Genomic DNA, 3,835 nt, shown 5'->3' on the forward strand with positions numbered 1-3,835 from the left:
GGGCGGCGGGCTGGGGGGACTGGGGGTTTCGGGTGGGGACGGCCGTTGCGGCTGCGGCTGTGTCGGGGGTGGCCGTTGCGGCTGCGGCTGTGTCTGAGTGCGGTGCGGCGGTCGCGCTCCCCGGCTGATCCGTGTGCCCTGGCTGGGGCGCGCGCCCCAGCAGGTCCGTGCGCTCCGGCGAGTCCGCACGCCCCAACGGGTCCGTGCGTCTGGGTGGGGCCGCGGGCGGTGGCTGGTCCGTGCTCGGGTCGGCGCCGGGAATGTGGTGCGGCTCCGCGGCATAGCGCGGGTTCTCGGGGCGGAGTCCGCTGCCGGAGTATCCGGTTCCGTTGCGCCACGCGGTCAGGTCGGCCGCCGATGGCGGCTGTGCGGCAGCCGCCATCGCGCCCGCGCCGCGCCCCGCCGGTCTGCCCGCCGGGCCATCGGGGGTGCGGACGGCGCCCATCGGCGTGCCGGAATCCACCGCGCTCGCGAGCCACCGCCGACCACAGTGGCGGCCGGCGGTGGCGAACCGGACTTCCCAGGCGGGCATGGGCGCCACACTGCTCTGCCCGGCGGGGGCAGCGGCCTGCGAGGCGGCCTGCGAGGCGGCCTGCGCCGCTTCCGTCGCGGCCTCCGTCGCGGCGAGCAGCGCTTCGGCCAGCCACTTCCTGGCCTGCGGATTGAGCCGGGGCAGTAAGGCGGCATGCAGCTCCGCCATCTGCTCGTCAGCGGTCGGCACGAGAACCTCCGGTGGATGCGAGAGCGGGTCCGGTAGCGTGTGCGGGTCCCGGAGGCAGCGTGCGGGAGGTGGCTTCGGCGGCTTGGAGGAAGCCCAGTGACGTACGGGCGAGTTCGGGGCCCGCGTGCGAGTCGCGCGGCAACTCGACGCTGACCAGCCCCTGATAGCCGGTGTCACGCAGGGCGGCCAGCACCGGCGGGAAATCGATCTCGCCCGCCCCGAACGGCAGGTGCTCGTGCACCCCGCGCCGCATGTCCTCGATCTGGACGTGCCGGATCCAGGGCGCGGCGGCCCGTACGCACTCGGCGGGCGGCGCGGGCTCCAGGCACTGGCAGTGGCCGATGTCGAGCGTGAGGCCGAGGACGTACGGGGACGGGGCACCCAGCATGCGGCGCAGCCGGTGGAACCCAGCGAGGTCGGCGAGCAGGTGGCCGGGTTCCGGCTCGACCGCCAGCGGGACGCCGGCGGCTTCGGCGGCGGTGAGGAGGGGTGCGACCGTGTCGGCGAGCCGCTGCCAGGCGGTGCCTTCGGCCGTGTCCGGGGGCAGCGCCCCGCTGAAGCAGTGGACGGCGTGCGCCCCGAGTTCGGCCCCGACACGGATGGCCTGGAGCAGGAGGTGGACACGGGCCGATCGGGCGTCCGGGTCCGGGTCGAGCAGCGTGGGGTAGTGCTTGCGCCGGGGGTCGAGCACGTACCGAGCCCCGGTCTCGACGGCGACCGTGAGGCCCAGCCGGTCGAGCCGGCGTGCGACATGGGCGGTGCGGGCTGCGAGGTCGGGGGCGTGCGGGTCGAGGTGCATGTGGTCGAGGGTCAGGCCGACGCCGTCGTAGCCGAGGTCCGCGAGGAGGTCCAGAGCCTCGTCGAGGCGCAGGTCGGTGAGCCCGTTGGTGCCGTAGCCGAAGCGGAGGGGGCGGGTGGCGGCCGGGGGTGAGGTCAGGGACGCGGGCCTCGCGTCGGGCCTCGCGTCGGGCCTCGCGTCGGGCCCCGCGTCAGGCGTCTGGCCAGGTGTCATGTCGGGCTCACCTTTCGGGACAGGCGGCGCGCGATCGGCAGCAGGCCGAGCAGAACGGCTGCGGTTCGGGGCGATCCGGCGCGCGCGGTGAGGGCGGCCTGGAGCGGGATCATGGCTCGGATGCCGCCGCCGACGGCCCGTTGCAGGAAGTACGGCGAGGGGTTGAGCACCGCGTGCCCCAAGGGCCGGCCGGCGGTGACGGCGTAGCCGAGCGCCAGCAGTGCGGCCGGGGCGGGCCGCGTGAACGATGCCCCGATGCCGAGAGCGGAGGCGAATGGTGATCGGCGCGGGGCGAGCCCCGGCGGGGCACTCGTCTGCCCCGCCGCGGGGGATGCCGACCCTGCTCCGGGCGGGGATTCGTACCCGTATCCGCTATCGGACTGCTGCAGCGCGCGCCGCGCTGGGTACGCCGTGCCCCGCACAGCCCGCGACGCGCCCCGCGCGCGGCGCTGCCGCTGCGATGCACCTGTCGGCTCTGGCCGGCCACGGCCCACGACCTGACCGATAGCCGCGACCGCGGCCAGCGCGGCGAGTGGCAGGGCCGTCGAACCGCCCTGCGCCTCACGGCGGGAGACGGTGGTGACGGCGAAGGTGTGCGCACCGAGGAGCACCGCCGCGGGCAGCGCCGAGCGGGCAGCGGTGACGGCCGTTGCGACGGCGGATGCGTTGCTGCCGGGGGCTCCGGTGGTCGGGGCGGCAGATACCGGGCCGCCGGACGCCCCCGCAGCCGAGCCGGCGGACGTGCTCCCGCCACGCGCTCCCGCCGCCACAGCCACGGGCGCCCCGACGCCGAGCCCTCCAACAGGCGGGACGACAAACACCGTCCCGCCGGACACTCCAGCGGCAGATCCGGCAGATGCGCTCCCACCACGCGCTCCCGCCGCCACGGCGGAGTGTGCCCCGCCGCCGAGCCCTCCAGCCGCCGGAGCGAGCCGCGCGACGACCATGGCTCGACGGCCGCGCGGCATCGCCGGCCGGCGCGTCGTGCCCGAGGTGGTCGCGACCGCGCCCAGCAGCAGGTCCAGCGAGCGGGCGCACGCCATCGCGGCCGGACCGGCTGCGGTCTGCTTCAGCCGCAGGTCGTATGCCCAGACCGTGCCCGCGAGCGCGGTCGCGGTGATCAGTGGGGCGCGGCCGGCTGCTCCGGCCAGAGCCAGTCCGGCGGCCGTCAGGCCGACCGCCGCGCCGAGCGCCGCCGCAGGGGCGAGTCGGCCGGACGGGAGCGGGCGGTGCGGGCGCTCGACGGCGTCGATGTCGCGGTCCGCCCAGTCGTTGAGGGCCATCCCAGCCTCGTACAGGCACAGCGAGGCGCAGACGGCGAGCCCGGTTCGCCGGTTGGGGCGGAGCCCGGCTGCCGCTGCGCCGGCCAGCGCGTCGCCTGGGACGCTGAATACGGCTGACACGCGGAGGAGTTCGGCCCACGCCCGAGCACGGGAACGGGTGCTGGTGCGGGTACCGGATGAGCCGCTGGACGGAGTGTCCGAACCGAAGCCCGTCGGGGTCGCACGCGCGCCCGCGTGCGCACTCGCAGGCTCGGTGTACGGCCTATTGACCGCAGCGCTGACAACGCTGTCGGATTGATCCGTCCCGACCGTCCGTCCCCACATCCGGGCCGCGAACCCGCCCCGCGTCACGCTTCCTCCCGCAGCCGCTCGGCGAAGCCGAGAAGAGCGAGGTGCTGGTCCGAGAGGCCGGCGGGGCCGCCGTCCGGATCCTTGAAATAGAAGCCGAGTTCGGGGAGCGGGCCTGTCAGGCCGACGGCGTGGGCTCGGGCGGCGAGGCGGGCCAGGTCGAGGACGAGGGGGGCGGCCAGCGCCGAGTCGCAGCCCTGCCAGATGGTCTGGAGCACCATCCGGGAGCCGAGGAAGCCGTCGAACGCGACGTGGTCCCAGGCTGTCTTCCAGTCGCCGAGGGTCGGCACTTCGTCGATGTGCACCTCGCCCTCCGGCGTCATGCCGAGCGTGTCGGCCAGCACCCGGTTCTTGCCCGCGTTCTTGGCCGCCGCCGCGGCCGGGTCGGCGAGGGCCGCGCCGTCGCCGCCGCCGAGCAGGTTGGTGCCGGACCAGGCCCGTCCGTGCACCGCGGGCGGGGCGTACGACGGG

The 3,835-nt window shown here is 76.0% G+C and carries 2 protein-coding genes and 2 pseudogenes; all 4 read right to left on the bottom strand.

Annotated elements, in window-relative coordinates; genetic code table 11:
• Positions 1-721: pseudogene (locus QMK28_RS33625) on the bottom strand (hypothetical protein); the annotation flags it as partial.
• Complete coding sequence (locus QMK28_RS33630; protein ID WP_326443485.1) at positions 708-1,733, bottom strand: sugar phosphate isomerase/epimerase family protein; 1,026 nt, start codon at positions 1,731-1,733, stop codon at positions 708-710. The pseudogene QMK28_RS33625 and the gene QMK28_RS33630, both read right to left, overlap by 14 nt.
• Positions 1,730-3,136, bottom strand: coding sequence for a UbiA family prenyltransferase (locus QMK28_RS33635; RefSeq protein ID WP_326443486.1), 1,407 nt, complete (start codon positions 3,134-3,136; stop codon positions 1,730-1,732). Before QMK28_RS33635 ends, QMK28_RS33630 begins: the two co-directional genes overlap by 4 nt.
• A gap of 227 nt (positions 3,137-3,363) precedes the next feature.
• A pseudogene (locus QMK28_RS33640) lies at positions 3,364-3,835 on the bottom strand (inositol-3-phosphate synthase); the annotation flags it as partial.

Source organism: Streptomyces sp. H27-D2 (assembly GCF_035828615.1).
Taxonomy (GTDB): domain Bacteria; phylum Actinomycetota; class Actinomycetes; order Streptomycetales; family Streptomycetaceae; genus Streptomyces.